This is a genomic window from Pseudomonas sp. ArH3a, from assembly GCF_022648765.1.
Lineage (GTDB): Bacteria > Pseudomonadota > Gammaproteobacteria > Pseudomonadales > Pseudomonadaceae > Aquipseudomonas.
This window is the reverse complement of the sequence record NZ_CP080330.1, coordinates 5551467-5570904: the sequence shown is the minus strand read 5'-3', so window position 1 is coordinate 5570904 and position 19438 is coordinate 5551467. Positions and strand designations below refer to the sequence as shown.

Annotated in this window: 23 protein-coding genes; 11 read left to right on the top strand and 12 right to left on the bottom strand. The window is 60.7% G+C overall.

Features of this window, described 5'->3' with window-relative positions:
- Window positions 1-28: 28 nt before the first annotated feature.
- The 6 genes from K0P33_RS25580 to K0P33_RS25555 all read right to left on the bottom strand — a co-directional run bounded on the left by K0P33_RS25580 (window position 29) and on the right by K0P33_RS25555 (window position 4265).
- Window positions 29-1372, bottom strand: a complete 1344-nt coding sequence (locus K0P33_RS25580; protein WP_094950814.1) for a HAMP domain-containing sensor histidine kinase — start codon at window positions 1370-1372, stop codon at window positions 29-31.
- A gap of 68 nt (window positions 1373-1440) precedes the next feature.
- Complete coding sequence (locus tag K0P33_RS25575; RefSeq protein WP_094950815.1) at window positions 1441-1905, bottom strand: LTXXQ domain protein; 465 nt, start codon at window positions 1903-1905, stop codon at window positions 1441-1443.
- 249 nt (window positions 1906-2154) lie between these two features.
- Window positions 2155-2832, bottom strand: coding sequence for a response regulator transcription factor (locus tag K0P33_RS25570; RefSeq protein ID WP_094950816.1), 678 nt, complete (start codon window positions 2830-2832; stop codon window positions 2155-2157).
- A gap of 7 nt (window positions 2833-2839) precedes the next feature.
- Complete coding sequence (locus K0P33_RS25565; protein ID WP_094950817.1) at window positions 2840-3247, bottom strand: translation initiation factor 2; 408 nt, start codon at window positions 3245-3247, stop codon at window positions 2840-2842.
- A gap of 120 nt (window positions 3248-3367) precedes the next feature.
- Window positions 3368-3667, bottom strand: a complete 300-nt coding sequence (locus tag K0P33_RS25560; RefSeq protein WP_094950818.1) for a YciI family protein — start codon at window positions 3665-3667, stop codon at window positions 3368-3370.
- Between the two features lies 1 nt (window position 3668).
- A complete protein-coding gene (locus K0P33_RS25555) occupies window positions 3669-4265 on the bottom strand; it encodes a septation protein A (protein WP_094950819.1) in 597 nt (198 codons plus the stop codon).
- Window positions 4266-4352: 87 nt separating this feature from the next.
- Here K0P33_RS25555 and K0P33_RS25550 point away from each other — a divergent pair, with 87 nt between their 5' ends.
- The 7 genes from K0P33_RS25550 (at window position 4353) to rluB (ending at window position 9904) form a co-directional block, all read left to right on the top strand.
- Complete coding sequence (locus K0P33_RS25550; RefSeq protein ID WP_094950820.1) at window positions 4353-5216, top strand: PHP domain-containing protein; 864 nt, start codon at window positions 4353-4355, stop codon at window positions 5214-5216.
- Window positions 5217-5229: 13 nt separating this feature from the next.
- Window positions 5230-5859: an L-threonylcarbamoyladenylate synthase gene (locus K0P33_RS25545; RefSeq protein WP_242156119.1), complete on the top strand. Its 630-nt coding sequence runs from the start codon at window positions 5230-5232 to the stop codon at window positions 5857-5859.
- A gap of 120 nt (window positions 5860-5979) precedes the next feature.
- Complete coding sequence (locus tag K0P33_RS25540) at window positions 5980-6678, top strand: ScpA family protein (protein WP_173667140.1); 699 nt, start codon at window positions 5980-5982, stop codon at window positions 6676-6678.
- A 12-nt stretch (window positions 6679-6690) separates the two neighbouring features.
- Window positions 6691-7653, top strand: a complete 963-nt coding sequence (gene scpB, locus K0P33_RS25535) for an SMC-Scp complex subunit ScpB (protein WP_242152247.1) — start codon at window positions 6691-6693, stop codon at window positions 7651-7653.
- A gap of 170 nt (window positions 7654-7823) precedes the next feature.
- Window positions 7824-8219, top strand: coding sequence for a hypothetical protein (locus K0P33_RS25530; protein WP_094950823.1), 396 nt, complete (start codon window positions 7824-7826; stop codon window positions 8217-8219).
- A 104-nt stretch (window positions 8220-8323) separates the two neighbouring features.
- On the top strand, window positions 8324-8515 hold the full coding sequence (locus K0P33_RS25525) for a DUF1289 domain-containing protein (RefSeq protein ID WP_094950824.1): 192 nt from the start codon (window positions 8324-8326) through the stop codon (window positions 8513-8515).
- A 144-nt stretch (window positions 8516-8659) separates the two neighbouring features.
- Complete coding sequence (rluB, locus tag K0P33_RS25520) at window positions 8660-9904, top strand: 23S rRNA pseudouridine(2605) synthase RluB (RefSeq protein WP_094950825.1); 1245 nt, start codon at window positions 8660-8662, stop codon at window positions 9902-9904.
- 190 nt (window positions 9905-10094) lie between these two features.
- On the opposite strand, the gene K0P33_RS25515 is transcribed toward rluB, so the two are convergent.
- Together K0P33_RS25515 and K0P33_RS25510 are read right to left on the bottom strand one after the other, a co-directional pair.
- Window positions 10095-11054, bottom strand: coding sequence for a leucyl aminopeptidase (locus K0P33_RS25515; protein ID WP_094950826.1), 960 nt, complete (start codon window positions 11052-11054; stop codon window positions 10095-10097).
- Window positions 11055-11127: 73 nt separating this feature from the next.
- On the bottom strand, window positions 11128-11265 hold the full coding sequence (locus K0P33_RS25510; RefSeq protein WP_003175756.1) for a hypothetical protein: 138 nt from the start codon (window positions 11263-11265) through the stop codon (window positions 11128-11130).
- Window positions 11266-11912: 647 nt separating this feature from the next.
- Between K0P33_RS25510 and K0P33_RS25505 the strand changes: the two genes are divergently transcribed.
- From K0P33_RS25505 to arfB, 3 genes are all read left to right on the top strand, one after another.
- Window positions 11913-13334: an amino acid permease gene (locus K0P33_RS25505; protein WP_094950828.1), complete on the top strand. Its 1422-nt coding sequence runs from the start codon at window positions 11913-11915 to the stop codon at window positions 13332-13334.
- 106 nt (window positions 13335-13440) lie between these two features.
- Window positions 13441-14124 carry a pentapeptide repeat-containing protein gene (locus K0P33_RS25500; RefSeq protein ID WP_094950829.1) on the top strand — a complete coding sequence of 228 codons (684 nt, stop codon included), beginning with the start codon at window positions 13441-13443 and terminating at the stop codon, window positions 14122-14124.
- 12 nt (window positions 14125-14136) lie between these two features.
- Complete coding sequence (gene arfB, locus K0P33_RS25495; RefSeq protein WP_242152243.1) at window positions 14137-14550, top strand: alternative ribosome rescue aminoacyl-tRNA hydrolase ArfB; 414 nt, start codon at window positions 14137-14139, stop codon at window positions 14548-14550.
- Here arfB and K0P33_RS25490 read toward each other — a convergent pair.
- The 3 genes from K0P33_RS25490 to K0P33_RS25480 form a co-directional block, all read right to left on the bottom strand.
- Window positions 14547-15743 carry an MFS transporter gene (locus K0P33_RS25490; protein WP_094950830.1) on the bottom strand — a complete coding sequence of 399 codons (1197 nt, stop codon included), beginning with the start codon at window positions 15741-15743 and terminating at the stop codon, window positions 14547-14549. The two genes, arfB and K0P33_RS25490, sit on opposite strands and share 4 nt — an antisense overlap.
- Before the next feature lie 104 nt (window positions 15744-15847).
- Complete coding sequence (locus K0P33_RS25485) at window positions 15848-16042, bottom strand: hypothetical protein (RefSeq protein WP_094950831.1); 195 nt, start codon at window positions 16040-16042, stop codon at window positions 15848-15850.
- 371 nt (window positions 16043-16413) lie between these two features.
- Entirely contained in the window at window positions 16414-16725 is a 312-nt protein-coding gene (locus tag K0P33_RS25480) for a DUF962 domain-containing protein (protein WP_094950855.1), read from the bottom strand.
- A 161-nt stretch (window positions 16726-16886) separates the two neighbouring features.
- On the opposite strand from K0P33_RS25480, the gene K0P33_RS25475 reads away from it, so the two are divergent.
- A complete protein-coding gene (locus K0P33_RS25475) occupies window positions 16887-17945 on the top strand; it encodes an AraC family transcriptional regulator (protein ID WP_242152240.1) in 1059 nt (352 codons plus the stop codon).
- On the opposite strand, the gene K0P33_RS25470 is transcribed toward K0P33_RS25475, so the two are convergent.
- A complete protein-coding gene (locus K0P33_RS25470) occupies window positions 17902-19356 on the bottom strand; it encodes a TrkH family potassium uptake protein (protein ID WP_094950833.1) in 1455 nt (484 codons plus the stop codon). The genes K0P33_RS25475 and K0P33_RS25470 overlap by 44 nt on opposite strands.
- Window positions 19357-19438: the final 82 nt, after the last annotated feature.

Genomic DNA, 19438 nt, shown 5'->3' with positions numbered 1-19438 from the left:
GTAAGAGAAGGGCCACTATAGAAGATCCTCACACCGGTGTGACAACCCCCGGCGCCAACGGCAGGTCGATGCTGGCGATAAAACCACCGTCGGGGTGGTTGGCCAGGATCAGGCTGCCGCCATGGCGTTCCGCCGCGCGCCTGGCAATCGCCAGCCCCAGGCCGTGGCCTTGGGCCGTTTGGCCGGGGGCGCGGTAAAACGGCTCGCCCAGTTGGTTCAGGTGTTCGGCGTCGACACCGGGGCCATGGTCACGCACGCTGATCAGAATTCGCTCGCCTTGGCACTGCGCGCGTAACTCGATCGGCAAGCCCTGCGGGTTGAAGCGCTGGGCGTTGCGCAGCAGGTTATCCACCGCGCGTTCGATCATGGTCGGCCAGCCCTTGAGTAGCAGTTCGTTGTCGGCGGTCAGTTGCACCGTCTGGTCGGGCGCGCTCAGCTGGGCATCCTTTTGCAGGGTCTTGAGCAGCGTGTTGAGGTCCACGTCTTCGGCACTGGCGTTGTCGGCATCGACGCGGGCCAGCACCAGGATTTCGCTGATCAAGGCTTCCAGGCGATCACATTCACGGGTCAGGCGTGGCCAGAGTCTTTCGCGTTCTTCGGGGCTGGCGCGTTCGGCCAACGCCAGGGCGATGCGCAAACGGGCCAGGGGCGAGCGCAGTTCATGGGACACGTCGCGCAGCAACTGGCGCTGGCTGCCGATCAGGCTTTGCAGGCGTGCGCCCATGCGGTTGAAGTCGGTGGCCAAGACGCCGAACTCATCGCGCCGGTTGGCCAGGCGCGCCAGGCTGTTTTGCTGGTAGGTGGTCTGGCCCAAGTCATGCACCGCGCCGCGCAGGCGGCTGAGTGGGCGGGTGATGGACAGCGTCACCAGCAGGCTGAACAGGGTCAGTACCACCAGCGCAATCGCCAGCGCGCTCAGCGGCCAGAGCAGGCTGCTGCGGTGCCAGGCGTCCAGTTCCGGGTGTGGGATGCGGTAGATCAGCAGGTAGGTGTCGCCGGTTTTCTCGCTGGTGTACTCGGCGGTCAAGCGGCGCCAGGGCAGGTGGCCGTCCTGGCTGTCATTCTGGCGCGCCTCGAAGGCTGCGGCGCGCCGGGGGAAGGTGCCGCGCACCACCGGCTCGCCGCTTTCATTCAGCACTTGCACGTCGATGTGATACTGGCGTTTGCGTTGTTGCAGCAAATCCTGGGCAGCGTCCTCGCCCTGGGCTTCGTAGAGTTGCGTCCACTCTTGCGCCAGGTTGTTGAGGCCGGGGTGGCGGCTGAGAATCCAGGCGTCCTGGTTGAGCATGTGCCCAAGCAGGATCGACAGCCCGGCAACCAGGGCGATGGCCAGCCAGAAACTGGCCAGGATGCGCCAGAACAATGAACGCACAGGAAACCCTCAAACAGGAAAAGCCCAGCGGCGTGAGCCACTGGGCTGGGGGAGTTAACGCTCGCGCATTATTGCGCTTTTTGCGGCTGCTGGGCTTTCCAGGCTTGGAATTCCTTCCACTCGGCGCGACGTTCGGCTTGTTTCTTGACGATCTCGTCGAATTTCTTCTGTTGATCGGGTTTCAGCACGGCGCGGATGTCGGCCTGGGTTTTTTGCTTGCCAGCGGCGATTTCGTCCTGCATGGCTTTCTGGTCTGCGGCTGGGAGTTTGTCCAGGTACTTTTTGACCAGGTCTTTGCGAGCGTGCCATTGGTCGCCCATCAGTTTGCCGATTTGCTGGCGTTGTTCGCGGCTCAGGTCGAGCTGGCTGAAGGGGCCGCCTTTGCCACGCGGACCGTGTTCGCCGCCGTGGCCTGGGCCACCCATCATGTGGCCTTCAGGGCCGCCCATCGGGCCTGGGCCTTCTGGCATGGCGGCCATGGCGATGGTTGGCAGGGCAGCGGCGAACATCAAAGCGATAAGGGTCTTGCGCATGGTGATTCTCCTGTCTCTATTCCGGTGAGTCCGGATGTGAGTAGGTTACGCAGATCAAGGTCAGCGGCGGTCAGGTGAGGGTAAAGCTTGGGTAAAGAGGGTTTTGGTGGGGGCTGACAAAACCATTGAGCCGCAGGCGATTAATTGTGGGAGCTGGCTTGCCTGCGATGCGGACACCTCGGTTTTTCAGTGGCACCCAGTTGATGCCATCGCAGGCAAGCCAGCTCCCACAGGGGAGCGGTGTTGCGTTCAGAGGCTGTAGTAGTACCCGCGACTACGCAACGCCACGATCCGTGGCCGGCCATCCGGGTGTGGGCCGATCTTCTTGCGCAGGTTGCTGACGTGCATGTCCAGGCTGCGATCGTAAAGGGTCAGCTTGCGGCCCAGGGCGATCTGCGCCAGTTCCTGCTTGTCCAGCGGCTCGCCGGGCTGGCGCAGCAAGGCTTCGAGCAGGCGGCTTTCGGAGACGGTGAGGGCGAATTCCTGTTCATCGATGGTGACCACACCGCGCACTGGGCTAAAGCACAGGTCGCCCAGTTCCAGCTGGGTCGACACGGCGGTCGGGTGGCTGCGGCGCAGCACGGCACGTAGGCGCGCAGTCAGTTCGCGCGGGTCGCAGGGCTTGGCCAGGTAATCATCGGCACCCAGTTCCAGGCCGAGGATGCGGTCCAGCGGCTCGCCACGGGCCGAGAGCATCAGCACCGGCAAGTCCGGGTGGTCGTTACGCAGCTGTTTGAGCAACTCCAGGCCACTGCCGTCTGGCAGCATCACGTCAAGCACCACCGCCGCCGGGGCGCTGTCGGCCAAGGCTTTGCGCGCGCTCAAGCCGTCGTGGCAGGCGCGCACCTGGAAACCTTCCTGGCTCAGCCAACTGGTCAGCAGCTCACAGAGCTCCTGGTCATCATCTATCAGTAACAGCTCGCTCATGACTCACTCAATTTAGCCATTGTCGACGGCGACGGTGCCCACCGCTGGCGAAGATCCCGCACAGCAACGCGATCAGTGCGACGGCCCCACCAGTGACAAACCACTGCTGTTGCTCGGTCAGCCAGCGGGTCAAGGCGCCGCCCTGTGTTTCTTTGAGTTGCTGGGCCAGGCGTTGGTTCTCCTGGCGCAAGCGATTCAGTTGGGCGCTTTCGCGAGCAGCGTCTGCGGTTTGCAGTTGCTTGCTCAACGCTTCACGCAGGCGTTCGCTTTCTTTCAAACGTTGCTGCAATTCGGTGATCTGGCTGCCGGCACTCAAAGACAAGGGCGTGGAACTGCCGGTGTTCGAGGTTTCTTCAGCGTGGGCCGTAGCCCCGATCGTTAACACTGCCAACAGACACAACTGACGTAAGCGCATCGGAACTCCTGATTCCACACGAATATTCAGAACGTTGTCGGCAGGTTACCCAGAATAATGAGCAATTAGGAGCGCGCCGAACGCAATTGCTTCGGCGCGACTTTACTCAAGAAAGCTTGTTTAAGGCAGGACTTGCTTAAACGGCTTGATCACCACATCCGCGTAGACACCCGCCGCGATATACGGGTCGGCCTTGGCCCAGGCTTGGGCGTCGGCGAGGGAGGCGAACTCGGCGATGATCAAGCTACCGGTGAAACCCGCCGCGCCTGGGTCATTGCTGTCCACTGCCGGGTGCGGACCGGCCAGCACCAGGCGGCCTTCGGCTTGCAGTACTTTGAGGCGCTCCACGTGAGCCGGGCGCACGCTCAGGCGTTTTTCCAGCGAGTTGGCAACGTCGGTAGCAATGATGGCGTAGAGCATGTCAGTCCTCGGTTTTCGGCGTAGTAGGGTCGGTGTCATGCAGGTGGCGCGACAGGTAGATGCCCTGGCCGATCAGGAACAATACGGTCAGGCCCAGGCTGCCGAACACCTTGAAGTCAACCCAGTAGTCTTGGAAGGTAAAGGCCACGAACAGGTTGGCGGCGCCGCAGAACAGGAAAAACACGACCCAGGCCACGTTCAAACGTGTCCACACCGGCTCCGGCAGGGTCAGCGCGTGGCCCATGATCCGCTTGATCAGCAGGCGATCACCGATGAAGTGGCTGCCGATAAACGCCAGGGCGAACAGCCAGTTCACCACCGGGGCTTTCCATTTAAGGAAGGTTTCGCTGTGGAAGGCCAGGGTCAGGCTGCCGAAGACCAGGCAGGCGACCAGGGTCAGCCATTGGCTTTTCTCGAGTTTGCGTTGGGAGATGAAGAGGGCGCCGTAGACCACCAAAGAGCTGATGATCAGTACCGCGGTGGCGCTGTAGATGCCTCCGACGTTCAGCTCATGGCCGGCGATATCGATGACCCTGGGGTCGAGTTTGTAAACGATGAAAAACAGCAACAGCGGGATGAAGTCGATGAATTGTTTCACAGTAAGAGCCAGAAGCTGGATGTGGCGGCATAATAACAAACATCCTTGGTAGCGAAAGCGCCAGCTGACTTGAGGTTACACACTTCCGTGAATGTTGATTTGCACTGCCACAGCACGGCCTCCGACGGCGCCCTGGCGCCCGCGGTACTGGTTGCGCGTGCGTTTGAAAAAGGCGTGCGAGTTCTGTCGTTGACCGACCACGACACCCTCGAAGGCCTCGATGAGGCCCGTACGGCGGCGCATGTGTTGGGCATGCAGCTGGTCAACGGCGTGGAATTGTCCTGCACCTGGGGCGGCGCCACTATTCATGTGCTCGGTTACGGCTTTGATCAAAACGCTCCAGCGTTAGTCGCAGCCATCGCCCAATTGCACGATGGCCGCTGGCTGCGGTCCGAAGAAATAAGCCGCAAGCTCGGCCTTAAAGGCATGCCCAATGCCCTCGATGGCGCCCGCGCCATCCAGCAGGAACTGGGCGACAGCGGCAATGCACCGGCCCGGCCGCACTTTGCCGACTGGATGGTGCGTGAAGGTTTTGTTAAGGACCGCGCCGAAGCGTTTCGCAAATGGCTGGGCGCCGGCAAGTTGGGTGACGTCAAGCAACACTGGCCGACCCTGGAAGACACCGTCGGCACCCTGCGGGCCGCCGGGGCATGGGTTAGCCTGGCGCATCCTTGGCATTACGATTTCACCCGCAGCAAGCGCCGCAAGCTGATTGCCGACTATATTGGAGCGGGTGGCCACGCAATCGAAGTGGTCAACGGGCACCAACCCGCCGAACAGGTGGGCAGCCTGGCGATTCTTGCGCGCGAATTTGGTCTGCTGGTCAGCGCCGGCAGTGATTTTCATGGCCCAGGCGGCTGGTCCGAGATTGGCGAGTATCGCCAGGTCCCGGAAGACCTGCCGCTGTTGTGGGGGCGATTCAAGCATGACCCCATTATTGCCACCGTCTGAACAGGTAGAGCAAGTGAGTCAATTCTTCCAGATTCATCCGGAAAACCCGCAAGCGCGCCTGATTAAACAGGCCGTGGAGATCATTCGCGCCGGCGGCGTGGTGATCTACCCAACCGACTCGTCCTACGCGATTGGTTGCCAGATCGGCGACAAGAACGCGGTTGAACGGGTCAGACGCCTGCGTAACCTGGACAAGAACCACAACTTTGCGCTGATCTGCAGCGATTTGTCCCAGTTGGGCCTGTTCGCCAAGGTCGACACCGGCACCTTCCGCCTGCTCAAAGCCCATACGCCGGGGCCTTACACCTTTATTCTGAATGCCACCCGCGAAGTGCCGCGGCTGTTGCTGCACCCTAAGAAGCGCACCATCGGCCTGCGCGTGCCGGAACATCCGATTGCCCTGGCGTTGCTGGCTGAGCTGGGTGAGCCGTTGATGAGCGTGTCGTTGATCCTGCCCGGCGAAGAAGAGCCGTTGTACGACCCTTACGAAATGCGCCGCCTGCTGGAGAAACACGTCGACCTGATCATCGACGGCGGCTACGGCGGCAACAAAGCCTCCACCGTGATCAACCTGGCCGATGGCGAGCCGGAAGTGGTGCGGGTGGGCTGCGGCGACCCGACGCCCTTTATGGTCGAGGCCTGAATGTCGGTGGTGGAAACTGTCGACAGCCAGGCCGGCGCCCAGCAGGAACTGCCCTTTGCCATGGTCTATGGCCAGGCAGTCCTGGAAATGCCGCTGGATTTGTACATCCCGCCGGACGCCCTGGAGGTCTTCCTTGAAGCCTTCGAAGGCCCGCTGGACTTGCTGCTGTACCTGATCCGCAAACAGAACATCAACATCCTCGACATCCCCGTGGCGGAAATTACCCGCCAGTACATGGGCTATGTCGAGTTGATGCAGACGGTGCGCCTGGAGCTGGCGGCCGAGTACCTAGTGATGGCCGCCATGCTCGCCGAGATCAAGTCGCGCATGCTGTTGCCGCGCTCGGAGACCATCGAGGCCGAAGAAGACGACCCGCGCGCCGAACTGATCCGCCGCCTGCAAGAGTACGAGCGCTTCAAGGCGGCTGCCGAAGGCATCGACGGCTTGAGCCGCGTTGGCCGTGATGTGGTGGTGCCCAAGCTCGACGCCCCGGAAGCCCGGGCGCGCAAGCTATTGCCGGACGTGAGCCTGGAAGAATTGCTGATGTCCATGGCCGAAGTACTGCGCCGTGGCGACATGTTTGAAAGCCATCAGGTCAGCCGCGAGGCCTTGTCGACCCGCGAGCGCATGAGCGATGTGCTTGAGCGCCTCAAGGGGGGCGGGTTTGTACCCTTTGTCGAGCTGTTCACCAAAGAAGAAGGGCGTCTGGGGGTGGTGGTGACCTTTATGGCGGTGCTTGAACTGGTCAAGGAATCCTTGGTCGAGCTGGTCCAGAATGAGCCTTTTGCGGCTATCCACGTGCGGGCGCGAGCCGAATAAAGAGCTGAATCGATGAATTTGACTGAACCCCGCGAACTGGCGCCGCTGCTGGAAGCCTTTCTCCTGGCCTCGGGTAAACCGCAATCCCTGGAGCGCCTGTTCGAACTCTTTGAAGAGGCTGAGCGCCCTGAGCCGCCTGTGTTCAAGAAGGCCCTGGAAATCCTGCGCAAGTCCTGCGACGGCCGTGCGTTTGAGTTGCGCGAAGTGGCGTCGGGTTATCGCCTGCAGATTCGTGAGAAGTTTTCCCCGTGGGTCGGTCGCTTGTGGGAAGAGCGCCCGCAGCGTTATTCACGGGCAATGCTGGAGACCATGGCGTTGATCGCCTATCGCCAGCCGATCACTCGGGGCGAGATCGAGGACGTGCGCGGCGTGGCGGTCAACAGCCACATCGTCAAGACACTGCTGGAGCGCGAGTGGATCCGCATCGTTGGCTACCGTGACGTGCCCGGCAAGCCGGCGATGTTCGCCACCACCAAGGTGTTCCTCGACCACTTCAACCTGAAAAACCTCGACGACCTGCCGCCGTTGGCCGAACTGCGCGAGATGGAAACTGAGCCGGTGCTGGACTTCGACGACGCGCCGGTCCCGGCCAGCTTGCAGGAACTGGCAGACGCCACGGCAGAGCCGGAAGAACCAAAGGATGAAACCAGCTTCCACACCTTGTTGCTGGAACTGGACGACATGGAGCAGGGGATCAAGACCGACTTCGACGACTTGCTGCGTGACGGTGCGGTTGAGCCTGAAACTCAGGTGAACGTTGAAAACGAGCCTGAGGTCGATAGTGAAGCTGAGGCCGAACCCGAACCCGAACCCGAAATCGAGCCTGAGGAAGACATTCTCGGTGTGGCCGAAGCTCGCGAGAAGCTCCTGGCCGCTGTCGCCGCCTTGGGGCAACCCGAATTGAGTGACGAAGAGGCTGAAGCACAAGCGTTGGCCGAAGCCATCGAAAACGAGCGCCGCTCGTTTGAGCCCTGACTCACCCGCAGGGCCGAGCCGTCAGCCAGCTGCGTGGCAGGCGTGTTACCTGTTAGTTCTGACAGTTGTTTGGTTGTGACGCGCGGCGTTTACTCGCTAAGCGCCATTACGGCTGTGCCGTTTCATTCGTGGTGGTTGTAATCCCGTTCTTTTGACTTGGATGACCCTTCATGAAAATTACTCGTCAACGCATCACTGCCTCGCTGGGCGTGATGGCTTTAATCGGTTCGGCTGTTTTTACCTGCGCTTATGCGGTGGCAGCGACGTACAACCCACTCAGTGGCGACGTCAGCGTCAACATTGTCGCGGGTGCCGCGCCCACTGGCGCTATTGGTCTGAGCGCCGGGCCTACGGGTGTAGAACGCGCCGTTTACTATCGCCCTGGTTCCTCTGACGCGCTGTGGATCGGTGCGTCCAACACGTTGCCTCAGGGATGCAAACCCACTGAATTCAAGGATGATGACGGCACTGCGATTCCGGTCTGGGTCAAGTTGAAATGCAATGCAGAAGACTGGCAAGGCAAACTGTCCAAGACGGGTAAGGTATTCAGCGTCAAGCGCCTCTGATACAGGCCGCTGTGTTTTGATCGTTCCCACGCTCTGCGTGGGAACGCCGCCTGGACGCTCTGTGTCCGTTTGTGACGCGTAGCGTGGGAACGAGAGTTATAGCGATGATTTCCACCAAAGACCCTTGCATCAGCATCTGCAAATTCAGCGACGACATCTGCGTCGGCTGTGGCCGCAGCAAGGGCGAAATCCGCGCCTGGAAGAAACTCGACAAAGTCGACAAACGCACGGTACTGGCCGAAGCCGAGCTGCGGCTGCTGGCGCTGGGCGCCACCGGTCGGCGGAAAAGCAAATGACTTGGGCGTTATCGACTAGTCTCTGATGCGTAACGCGCGCCATGCGCGTATGATTCGCGACCCTTTGGCGACGTATTCGGCCAAAGCCCCGCTTTCAACACTCTTCAGGCCACGCCTGAATCGACCCACCGGGAGGTGCTTAAGATGAACGACCAAGACCAGAACGACAGCCAGGAAATCGGCCCAGCAGGCGAAAAACTGCAAAAGGTGCTGGCGCGTATCGGCGTGGGCTCGCGCCGCGACGTCGAAGCCTGGATCACCCAGAAGCGCATCAAGGTCAACAGCGTAGAAGCCACCCTTGGCCAGCGCGTCGACCTGCACGATGCAATCACCATTGATGGCAAGGTCATCAAGCGTGAAGAGGCCGCCGAATCGGTGCGCCGCGTGATCATGTACAACAAGCCTGATGGCGAAATCTGCACCCGTGACGACCCGGAAGGCCGTCCGACCGTGTTCGACAAGATGCCTAAGCCTAAAGAAGGCCGCTGGATCAACATCGGCCGTCTGGACATCAACACCACCGGCTTGCTGATGTTCACCACCGACGGTGAACTGGCCAACCGCCTGATGCACCCGTCCTACGAGATGGACCGCGAGTACGCGGTGCGTGTACGTGGCGAAGTCGATGACGAGATGATCGAGCGCTTGAAAGCCGGCGTGGTCCTTGAAGACGGCCCGGCCAAGTTCACCGACATCAAGCAGGCGCCCGGCGGCGAAGGTTTCAACCACTGGTACCACTGCGTGGTGATGGAAGGCCGTAACCGTGAAGTACGTCGCCTGTGGGAATCCCAGGGCCTGGTGGTTAGCCGCCTGAAGCGCGTGCGTTTCGGCCCGGTGTTCTTGAACTCCGACCTGCCGATGGGCCGCTGGCGCGAAATGAGCCAGTACGAAGTCGACATCCTCAGCGCCGAAGTCGGCCTGACGCCGGTTGCTATGCCGCAGATGAACGCCAAGAGCAAAGACAAGCTTGAGCGTATGCAGCGTAAATCGTCGCGCCCTGTGGCGCGCACCGAACGTGTTGCCCGCACCCTGCGCCCCGCGCTGAATGCACCGGCCACCGGCGGTCGTATCTCCCGTGAGCCGCACATCGAAGGCGAGCGTCGCCCAACGGCGCCGTCCCGTCAGGAAGGCGAGCGTGCACCGCGCACCCCGCGCCCTGCGCGTGGTGGCGAAGCCCCAAGTGGCGGTCGCGGTAACCGTGGTGAAGGCCGTGGTGCTCCGGCATCCGACCGCCCAGCCGACAGCGCCAACACCAAGCGCCCAGCCAAGCCCGCGCCGAAAAAGCGTCCAGGCTTGAAACTGGTCGCCGACGAGCCATCGGGCAAGCGCCGTGGCGCCCCGGCGGGTTCCGGTCAGCGTCCTGGTTTTGGTCGCAAGAAGCCGCAGTGATGTAACGGCTGCACAAAAACGCCAACCTTAGGGTTGGCGTTTTTTTTGGTCTCAATTTGGCAATCCATTCAAGTGTGGGAGCTGGCTTGCCTGCGATGGCATCACCGCAGTCTGTCTGATAGACCGAGGTGCCTATATCGCAGGCAAGCCAGCTCCCACATTGATCCTCAGTGTCTCTGGTATTTGGGCTCTAAAATGCAAACGTCCCATCAAACACTGGCTTGTCATCCAGTGCCAACACCCCGCTGGCAAAGATCAAATCCAAATGATGGCTGCCTTTCTGCCCGCCACCCAAGCCCAGGTGCAAACCGCAGTGGCGCTCTTCAAACCCGGCGTTGCGCGCATACAAATCCTTGACCCCTTCATTGGTGCCAATCCCCAGCTCTTCCACGCGGCGGTTGGACGGGTTGGCATTCAGGTATTTGTTGAAGTCATCCGCCAGCCCCGGCACGTCGCTGGCCACGCTGCAAATCGTCGAGTTCTCGATCCACAGCTCCAGCGGTGATTGCAGCACGCCGTATTTGCGCGCAAACGGAATGGTGCTCAGAAAGGTGCCGACAAACCGCACCTGGCCGTTGATGGCCTCGCTGTGGGTGGCGATCTCGCCCGGCGCCAGGTCGTGGTTGCCGACGCCGTTGATATTGGTCCACTTCTTGATGCTGCTCATCGGCGCTTCCAGGCGTGAGCCGTGCTTGTCGGTAAAGCTCAGCACGTTGGCCTGGGACATGCGCCGGATCAGCGTGGCGTTGAGGTCGGCAATGCGCTGTGGCTCGACGCTGAAGGTGTCGTAGAAGTAGTCGCCATAATCCTTGAACAGCAGGGATTTCTTCCAGTGCTCAGCCATCACGCCGTGCAGGGCGCGGATGAAGTCCGGGCCTTCGGCGCGTGGGTTGGGCAGGGTCGAGGAGTCGTAGAGAAACAGGTACAGGTCGCAGGCTTCGATGGCTTGGGCCAGGGTCTCGCTGGCGGCCAGGTCCAGGCGCTGCACCTGGAAATTGAAGCGGGCGGCGCTGCCATGGGTGATCGTTTGGGCGATGGCGTCGTAGCGCTCGGTATGGCCCAGCAGCACGGTAGGGCGGCTCAGGCCGTTGAGGGCCGGGTGGTGTGCGAGGTAGTAGAGAAAGTGTTCGACGGCGCGGGCCTTGTCCATGACGTGTGTCCTTGTGTGCCTTGGGTAAGGGGGCAGATGCCGTGCACTGCATCTGCCGGATGCCTGCCGGGTGTTAGAAAGGCCACATCGCCGTGCCAAATGGCACAACGGCATCGGCTTGCATCATTTCAACGGCGGCCTCATGGGTCGGCGCTTCAAACCAATCGTCGAGTTGCAGTTCGGTTTCCAGGTCGTTTTCCAGTGCTTGCATGGTGTATCTCCTAGAGGACGTTGTTTGAGAACGGCTTGCCAGCGGGCTTCGCTGGGCAAGTGGAAGAACCTAGGCGAGAGTGTTTCGGAATGCAAAAAATTTATTGACACGGTCTCATTTGGATTTTTTCTTCTGTTTTTTCATCGCTTATGTTTTTCCAGAAAAAACAGCGAGCTGGCTGAACCGATTGATCAGACATTGCCCGCCGACAATTTTCTGGAGGATGACGGATTCAGCTGCCTGTAACGCTGGGTTTACGCGATGTAACGTAAAAATTACGCAATGGGCCAGTCATTTATGGGCGGTGTCTTGCTGTAAGGAATCTCTGACAGATTGTCGCAAGCGCTCTGCAGGGGCGCCCAGAAGCTGTCGAGCGATGTACAATGCGCCGCGTTTTACTGTGACCCTCCTTGCGTTCCCACGCAAAAGGCCAAGACCCAGGGTTTACCCACCCTGATCACTCCGCCCTGCCACGAGCCGGACGGGTTCGATTTCGTCACAGATAAAAACAAACAGGTGACGCATGACCGTTAGAAAGACGCTGTACTCCTGGTGCCTGCGCTGGGGTTTGAGCGGCGCTGCTTGAGTCGAGATTCAAGGCAGCAACGTGCATTCAACATCATCAAACCTTGCGTGAGACCCTTTTCATGAGTGGACCCCATTCCCCTTCAGGCGAGCTGAAACGCGGCCTGAAAAATCGGCATATCCAGTTGATCGCCCTCGGCGGCGCCATCGGCACCGGCCTGTTCCTGGGCTCGGCTGGGGTGCTCAAATCCGCCGGCCCTTCGATGATCCTGGGCTATGCCATCTGCGGCTTTATCGCCTTCATGATCATGCGCCAGCTCGGCGAAATGATCGTCGAAGAGCCGGTCGCCGGTTCCTTCAGCCACTTTGCCCACAAGTACTGGGGCGGTTTCGCCGGCTTCCTGTCGGGCTGGAACTGCTGGATCCTGTACATCCTGGTCGGCATGTCGGAGCTGACGGCTGTCGGCAAATATGTGCACTACTGGTGGCCTGAGATCCCGACCTGGGTCTCGGCAGCAGCGTTTTTCGTGCTGATCAACCTGATTAACTTGGCTAACGTCAAAGTATTTGGTGAAGCCGAATTCTGGTTCGCCATCATCAAGGTGGTGGCCATCGTCGGCATGATCGCCCTGGGCAGCTACTTGCTTGCCAGCGGCAGCGGCGGCCCGCAAGCTTCGGTCAGCAACCTGTGGGAGCACGGTGGGTTCTTCCCACACGGCGTGGGCGGATTGGTGATGGCCATGGCGATCATCATGTTCTCCTTCGGCGGCCTGGAAATGCTCGGCTTTACCGCAGCCGAAGCTGACCAGCCACGCACCGTGATCCCCAAGGCGATCAACCAGGTGATCTACCGCATCCTGATCTTCTACATAGGCGCACTGGTAGTGCTGTTGTCGCTGACGCCATGGGACAGCCTGCTGGCGTCCCTCAACGCGTCCGGCGATGCCTATAGCGGCAGCCCGTTCGTGCAGGTGTTCTCGATGCTGGGCAGCAACACTGCCGCGCATATCCTCAACTTCGTGGTGCTCACTGCGGCGCTGTCGGTGTACAACAGCGGCACCTACTGCAACAGCCGCATGCTGCTGGGCATGGCCGAGCAGGGCGATGCGCCCAAGGCCTTGGCGAAAATCGACAAGCGCGGCGTACCGGTGCGTTCGATTCTGGCCTCAGCGGCGATCACCCTGGTGGCGGTGCTGATGAACTACCTGATCCCGCAACACGCGCTGGAACTGCTGATGTCGTTGGTAGTGGCCACGCTGGTGATCAACTGGGCGATGATCAGCTTCTCGCACTTCAAGTTCCGCCAGCACATGAACCGCACCGGCCAAGTGCCGTTGTTCAAGGCGCTGTGGTACCCGTACGGCAACATCCTCTGCGTGGCCTTCGTGGTGTTTATTCTGGGGACCATGTTGATGATCCCGGGCATTGACCGTTCGGTGTACGCAATCCCGGTGTGGGTGGCGTTCATGGGGCTGTGCTACTGGATCAAGAACAAGCGCAGCGCCGAAGCGGCACTGACCGCGACGAGTGCGGCGTTGAAGTAAGCCGTATCGCATCAACAGAAAGCCCGGCGCCTTGCCGGGTTTTTTGTGGGCGTCGACAGGTTAAACTCCCGACCTTGTTTTTATCGACCCTTGCCTAGGAGGCCCCATGCAGCACACCGACATCGACGGCGGCAGCTTGCAGCGCGATGCGCTGGAAGACTTGATCGACCAGCACAGCGGGCCGTTGCGCCTGATTGGCGTGGACCTGAGCGGGGCGGATCTGTCGCGCATGGTGCTGGACCACTGGGTGTTCGAGCGTTGCATTCTGGTGCAGACGTCCTTCCTGGGTTCGCGCCTTGAAGGCACCCAATGGACCAGTTGCCGCGCAGCCCACGCCATATTCGAGGCGGCGAACCTGTTGGAGGCGCAGTTCAACAGCTGTGACCTGAACAACACCCGCTGGCAGCGCAGCAAACTGTCCCAGGCCAGTTTTGCCCACTGCAAGCTGACCGGCGCCAACTTCACCCACTGCGCGTCCCTGGGCTTGAGCTTCAGCGAAACCCGCCTTAACAGCGCGTTTTTGTCCGGCCTGTCGTTTGCCCGAACGGTGCTGAATAACTTGGACTTTTCCGACAGCGACTTGTCGGATGCTGACTTTCGCAAGGCCGAATTGATCGACTGCAGCCTCGCCCATGCGCGTATCAACGGCGCCAATTTTGCCGGTGCCGACCTGCGCGGTGCGGATTTGAGCGGTTTTCGCCTCAATGATGCCAAACTGTTCAAAGGCGCCGTGATTTCCAAAGCCCAGGCGTCGATGTTGTTGTCCGAGTTGGGCTTGTCCGTTGCCTAAGGTTTTTGAGTGATGCTGGTTATTTCCAACAACGTGCACCTGCCCGATGCCGAGATCGAGCTGACCGCCATTCGCGCCCAAGGCGCCGGTGGGCAGAACGTCAACAAGGTCTCGAGCGCGGTGCACTTGCGGTTTGATATTCCGGCGTCGTCGTTGCCGGACTTTTACAAGGAACGGCTGCTGGCGCTGCGCGACAGCCGTATCACCAGTGAAGGCGTGTTGGTGCTCAAGGCCCAGCAATACCGGACCCAGGAACAGAATCGCGCGGACGCGCTGGAACGCTTGGTGGAGTTGATCCTCCGCGCCACTAAAGTCGAGAAGAAGCGCCGCCCGACCAAACCGACGTTGGGCTCAAAGAAGCGTCGCCTGGAGTCCAAGACCAAGCGCGGCAGTATCAAGGCCGGGCGCGGTAAGGTCGACTTCTAGGCGTCGCGCATCTCGCGGGCTTTGGGCGCTTTCCGGTACAGGTACACGCTCAGCAGCAAGCCACCGGCGGCGGCGAGGGCGGCGAAGAGGAAGATCGAGGCAAAGCCGAAGCCTGCCGCCACTGCACCCGCCAGTGGGCCGGTGATGCCCAGCGACAAGTCGATAAACAGCGAATAAGCCCCCACCGCCGAACCACGGCTGGAGGCTGGCACCAGATTGACCGCCTCCACCCCCAGGGCCGGAAACACCAGGGAAAAGCCAAACCCGCTCAACGCCGCGCCAGCCAAGGCCAGGTGAGCATCCGGTGCCAGCCACAGCAACAACAGGCCGAGGATCTCCACCGACAGGCAGGCAATCGCTACGCGAAACCCACCGATACGGTTGATCAAGTTGCCGAACAGCAGGCGTGCGCCGATAAAACTGGCGCCGAACAGGCTCAGTGCCCACACCGCGTTGTCCCAGTGTTGGGTGGTGTAATACAGCGTGATAAACGTGGCGATGGTGCCAAATCCGATCGAGCCCAAGGCCAAGGCGCAGCCGTGAGGCAGCACGCGGCCCAGCACGTTCATGAACGGCAGGCGCACACCGGCCACAATCGGTGCCGCGACCTTGTTCCAGGCCAAGAGCACGCCCAGCACTGCCAGCACAATGATGCTGACGCCCATACTCCATAAGCCGAAATGACTGACCAGCACCACCCCAAGCGGCGCGCCGACGGCCAGCGCGCCGTAACTGGCGATACCGTTCCACGAGATGACCTTGGCCGTGTTGGCTGCGCCGACCCGGCCAATGCCCCAGCCGATGGCGCCTGAACCCACCAGGCTTTCTGCGCTGCCCAGCACCAGTCGCCCGATCAGCAGGCTAATCAGGCTGACGGCCGGCAGGCTGGAAAACCACGCTGCCAGCAACATGAACACGCCGCTCAGGCCGCAGCCCGCCAAGCCGATCAACACCGCGCGCTTGCTGCCCAGGTTGTCGATGATTTTGCCCGCGTACGGGCGGCTCAGCAGCGTGGCCAGGTATTGCACGCTGATCACCAAGCCGGCGATAACGGCGCCGTAGCCCAGTTCACTGTGCACATAGCCCGGCAACACGGCCAGGGGAATGCCGATATTCAGGTAACCGATAAAGGTGAACAGCACGATGGAAACGACTTGCAGCGTGACCGCCATCGGGCGCTGGGTATCTGGCATGGGAGAGGTCCACTGTCGCAGCAGGTAAAGATAGGCTGCTAATGATACCGGCGCGGGGGCCGGGCGGGGCGGCAAAACAGCAAAAACTTCAGATTACCCAATGATCAGGGTTTGGCGGGCGTCAGCATTTGCGTGGTCACCAGGGCGGCCAGGGCGTTTTCCTGGGTGCCAAAGCGCTTGAGCAGCAAGGCTTGTTTGTCGGCGCTGAGGCGGTTCCAGACGTCGACCATCTGCAGGGCGGCGTCGAGTACAGCGGCGTCCGGGGTATCGGGGGACGTGTTGAGGTCGTTATCGGTCATGGCGGGTATCTCGTGATTCAGGCTGTGTGGAAAGCGCTCAATGGTGCGCTTTCCACACGGTCTGGTACGGCGTCAGTCCTGGCGTTTGCTGTCGACTGGTTTTGCTTCTTTGGCCTCAGGCTGTTTGTTGCTGGCCTGATGTGGTGTTGGCTGCTCAGTTGGGTGCAGGCTTGGGAAGGGGAGATTAGGTATCTCGTGCATCGTCGTCGCTCCTCGCAAGGTCTGTTTTATCAATCGCAGTGTGATTGCGCGCTCTCAAAAAGCCTTGGCAGGATACAGCACTGAAAATGACAAAAAGAATTTTATGTCGACGGATGTACTAATTTTAATTTTTAAAGCAAGTGACAAGAGGTCACAGGTAAAAGCGCGCACTAGAACGGCACCTTGCCCAAAATCATGTCGCGGTACATCACAAAATCGCCCAACAGGCTGTAGAACGGGTGTTGAAACGTCGCCGGGCGGTTCTTTTCGAAGAAGAAGTGGCCGATCCAGGCAAAGCTGTAGCCGGCGATCGGCAACGCCAGCAGCAGGCCCAACGAACCTCTGCCAATCGCATACGCCAGAATGCCGATCACCAATGTGGTGCCGATAAAATGCAGGCGCCGGCAGGTGCTGTTGCCGTGTTCGCTCAGGTAGTAAGGGTAGAACTCGGCGAAGCTATTGAATTGTTTGATGTTTTGCACAATGTCCGGCCCTTGGGTGGTTGTGCCGCCCAACAGATGTTCGGCGGGGAGCTTATTTGAGTCTAGAGTGATCAGTGGTAACAGCCAGTGACAATAGATGCCACTTTAGTATCCTTGGCTTCCTGGCTGCCGGTTGAGCCTGCTTTTTTCAAGAAGACGCCATGAGCGAACGAACAACTTCTGCAAGCTGGGCGATGGGAATAGTCAAGGCGTTGGAAATGGACGGCCTGGATTGTCGTGTCTTGTTCAAGCAGGTGGGCCTGGACTACGCCGCCCTCAGTGACCCGGACGCGCGTTTTCCGCAAGACTCCATGACCCGACTGTGGCAACGGGCGGTGGAGCTGTCGGGCAACCCGGCGATTGGCCTGAACATGGGCAAGGTGGTGCGCCCGGCGTCGTTTCATGTGGCCGGTTATGCGCTGATGTCCAGCAACACCCTGGCCGAAGGCTTTATGCGCCTGGTGCGCTACCAGCGCATCATCGCCGAAAGTGCTGACCTGAGTTTCCGCCTGTTACCCGAAGGCTATGCGCTGATTCTGACGGTACACGGCGATCATCTCCCACCCACCCGACAAAGCGCCGAAGCCTCGCTGGCCAGTGCCTTGGCATTGTGCGGCTGGTTGACCGGCCGCAGCCTGCAACCGCGCAAAGTGGTGTTGCAAGGCGATCAACCGGCCGACCTGGCGCCTTACAAACAAGCCTTCCATGCGCCCCTGGAATTCAATGCGCCTTATGACGCGCTGATTTTCGAGCAGGCCGACATGGATGCGCCGCTGCCCACGGCCAATGAGGCCATGGCGCTGCTGCATGATCGGTTTGCCGGTGAATACCTGGCGCGGTTTTCCGAGAGCCGCGTGACCCACAAGGCCCGCCAGGTGCTGTGCCGTCTGCTGCCCCAGGGCGAGCCCAAGCGCGAAGTGGTCGCCCAGACCTTGCACCTGTCCCAGCGCACCTTGCAGCGGCGCTTGCAGGAGGAGGGCACCAGTTTCCAGACCTTGCTCGACGACACCCGTCGCGAACTCGCCGAGCAATACCTGGCGCAGCCGAGCATGACCCTGCTGGAAATTGCCTACCTGTTGGGCTTTGCCGACCCGAGCAATTTCTTCCGCGCGTTCCGCCGTTGGTTCGATGCCACGCCCGGCGAATACCGGGCGCGGTTGCTGGAAGCGTCGACGTTCAGTGCCGCCAAAATGCCGGAATGCACAGAACAAAGACTGTAATGATCTCCAGCCTTCCGAGCAGCATGCCCAGCGACAAGATCCACTTGGCCGCATCCGGCAGGCTGGCGAAGTTTCCGGCTGGGCCGATGGTTTCGCCCAGGCCCGGGCCAACGCCCGACACAGTGCTGGCGGCGCCGGTCAACGCGGTCATCCAGTCCAGCCCCAGCAGCGACAGGGCCAGGGCAATGGCGCAGATGGTGATGGCGAAGAAAAACGAGAACGTCAGGATCGAACGCACGATCTCTTCATCGAGGCGGTGGCCGTTGTACTTCTGCTTGATCACCGCACGCGGGTGAATCAGCTGGTTCAAGTTGGCCTTGAGCAGGATATAGGCGACCTGGAAGCGGAAGATCTTGATCCCGCCCGCCGTGGAGCCCGAGCAACCGCCGATGAACCCCAGGTAGAAGAACAGCATCAGTGAGAAGTTGCCCCAGATGCTGTAGTCCCCGAGTGCAAAACCGGTAGTCGTCACCACTGACGTCACGTTCACCGCTACATGGCGCAGCGCCTCCAGCCAATGCAAATCGGTGGTCCACCAGTACCAGGTGCCGAGCACCAGCCAGGTCACCAGCAGCAAACCGAGCATGCCTTGCACTTGCTGATCTTTGATCAGTGCCCTTCGGTTGCCGCGCAACGTGGCCACGTACAGGGTGAACGGCAAGCTGCCGAGGATCATCACCACCACGGCGACCCAGTGCACGGCAGGCTGTTTCCAGTGAGCGAGGGATTCATCGGAGGTGGAAAAGCCCCCGGTGGAAATCGCCGACATCGCGTGGTTGATCGCATCAAACAAGCCCATCCCAGCCCACCAGAACGCCAGGCTGCCGAAGATGGTGATGCCCACATACGCCGCCACAATCAGCCGCGCCACCATGTGCGAGCGCGGCATGACTTTTTCTGAGCGGTCGGAGGATTCGGTCTGGAACAGGCGCATGCCACCAATGCGCAGCAGCGGCAGGATCGCCACCGCCATGCCGATAAAGCCGATGCCACCCAGCCAGTGCAGCATCGAGCGCCACATCAGGATGCCGGGTGACATGCTGTCCAGCCCGCTCAATACCGTGGACCCGGTAGCGGTGATGCCGGACATGCTTTCGAAGAATGAGTCGGTGTAGCTGATGTGCTGGGTCAGCAAGAACGGTAGCGCGGCGAACACGCACACCACCACCCAACTGCTGACCGTGAGCAGGTACATGTCTCGGGGGCGCAGGTGCACGTGCTCGGGGCGGCCGGGGATGACCAGGGCCAGGCCGGCGAGAAAGGTGATCAGGCTGGCCCACAGGAACGAGGGCAGGTCGCTGGTGCGCTCGAAGATCACCAGGGTGGCCATCGGGATAACCATGGCGATCGCGAGGGTGATCAGGAAGATGCCGATGATGAAACCGATGATGCGTAGGGTCGGCAACGCCATGAAGTTCGCTCGGGTGCTGGAGGACAGGCGCCATTCTACCTGGGGTGCAGGGCATGTAAACCTGAAGCCTGAGATCAATGAA

Coding starts and splice junctions, on each gene's coding strand:
- rluB (WP_094950825.1), top strand. CDS start 8,660: ATGAACGACCAAGACCAGAACGACAGCCAGGAAATCGGCCCAGCAGGC.
- K0P33_RS25490 (WP_094950830.1), bottom strand. CDS start 15,743: ATGCCAGATACCCAGCGCCCGATGGCGGTCACGCTGCAAGTCGTTTCC.
- K0P33_RS25530 (WP_094950823.1), top strand. CDS start 7,824: ATGAAAATTACTCGTCAACGCATCACTGCCTCGCTGGGCGTGATGGCT.
- K0P33_RS25560 (WP_094950818.1), bottom strand. CDS start 3,667: ATGCTCTACGCCATCATTGCTACCGACGTTGCCAACTCGCTGGAAAAA.
- K0P33_RS25575 (WP_094950815.1), bottom strand. CDS start 1,905: ATGCGCAAGACCCTTATCGCTTTGATGTTCGCCGCTGCCCTGCCAACC.
- K0P33_RS25565 (WP_094950817.1), bottom strand. CDS start 3,247: ATGCGCTTACGTCAGTTGTGTCTGTTGGCAGTGTTAACGATCGGGGCT.
- K0P33_RS25505 (WP_094950828.1), top strand. CDS start 11,913: ATGAGTGGACCCCATTCCCCTTCAGGCGAGCTGAAACGCGGCCTGAAA.
- K0P33_RS25485 (WP_094950831.1), bottom strand. CDS start 16,042: ATGACCGATAACGACCTCAACACGTCCCCCGATACCCCGGACGCCGCT.
- K0P33_RS25515 (WP_094950826.1), bottom strand. CDS start 11,054: ATGGACAAGGCCCGCGCCGTCGAACACTTTCTCTACTACCTCGCACAC.
- scpB (WP_242152247.1), top strand. CDS start 6,691: ATGAATTTGACTGAACCCCGCGAACTGGCGCCGCTGCTGGAAGCCTTT.
- K0P33_RS25525 (WP_094950824.1), top strand. CDS start 8,324: ATGATTTCCACCAAAGACCCTTGCATCAGCATCTGCAAATTCAGCGAC.
- K0P33_RS25470 (WP_094950833.1), bottom strand. CDS start 19,356: ATGGCGTTGCCGACCCTACGCATCATCGGTTTCATCATCGGCATCTTC.
- K0P33_RS25570 (WP_094950816.1), bottom strand. CDS start 2,832: ATGAGCGAGCTGTTACTGATAGATGATGACCAGGAGCTCTGTGAGCTG.
- arfB (WP_242152243.1), top strand. CDS start 14,137: ATGCTGGTTATTTCCAACAACGTGCACCTGCCCGATGCCGAGATCGAG.
- K0P33_RS25500 (WP_094950829.1), top strand. CDS start 13,441: ATGCAGCACACCGACATCGACGGCGGCAGCTTGCAGCGCGATGCGCTG.
- K0P33_RS25510 (WP_003175756.1), bottom strand. CDS start 11,265: ATGCAAGCACTGGAAAACGACCTGGAAACCGAACTGCAACTCGACGAT.
- K0P33_RS25475 (WP_242152240.1), top strand. CDS start 16,887: ATGAGCGAACGAACAACTTCTGCAAGCTGGGCGATGGGAATAGTCAAG.